This is a genomic window from Pseudomonas yangonensis, from assembly GCF_009932725.1.
Lineage (GTDB): Bacteria > Pseudomonadota > Gammaproteobacteria > Pseudomonadales > Pseudomonadaceae > Aquipseudomonas > Aquipseudomonas yangonensis.
Genome location: NZ_BLJU01000173.1, coordinates 1 through 699 on the forward strand (window position 1 = coordinate 1; position 699 = coordinate 699).

Consider the following 699-nt stretch of genomic DNA (forward strand, 5'->3'; position numbering starts at 1 on the left):
CAATAAAAGCATCATGCCCAAGAGAAGCATCTTCCTCTGTACTCTCTTTCGCTCTAGTATTATTATTATTGATATCATCAGGCACTTTTACTGGATTGACAAGCCCTTCAAATATGGCATCAAGTCTTGCCTCGAACCTCCCTACATCCTTATGCCAGATGAATCCCTCAATTTTCGAAATTGCCAACCCTTTTTTAGTTGCCAAAGATACGACTTCCAGAGTTGCCTTCGTAGTTAGCCACATCTTCTCATTGCCTTCTTTTGAACAAAAATCTAGGCCATTGTCAACTATTTCGACAGAGTTAGGATTGATCATTACTTATTTCTCCAGATGATTCGCCCGTCAACCGCCCATGCGGAATCGTTCCGATCTGCAATTTGAATAATTTCACCTGTCCTATCGTTCACAACTATATATCCATTAGGAGGACTTCCATATACTGTTGCAGAGTCATTCCGCCCCAGCCCATCTATCGTCTTATTAGGCCGACGCTTATCTGAAGAACTACCTGTTGCACCTTTTCCGATAACATCTCTAATTTCAACCTCAGTCCACCCTCTAATTGGAATTTGCTCTCTGATCTTATCATCAATAACAACATCATGAGGGTTATGATTGAACATTATATAGATTGGCTTAACCCCCGAGCCCACGAGACTCCTGAGCATCTCGTATGCCGTCTTCTGCTTGAAAAAAAA

At 41.6% G+C, this 699-nt stretch carries 2 protein-coding genes; both read right to left on the reverse strand.

What is annotated here, in order from left to right:
- Positions 1–316: hypothetical protein (locus GYB81_RS23970; protein WP_161898015.1), on the reverse strand; the 316-nt coding region annotated here is incomplete at its 3' end.
- On the reverse strand, positions 316–699 hold a 384-nt coding region (locus GYB81_RS25415), incomplete at its 5' end, for a colicin E5-related ribonuclease (protein WP_218573897.1). The genes GYB81_RS23970 and GYB81_RS25415, both read right to left, overlap by 1 nt.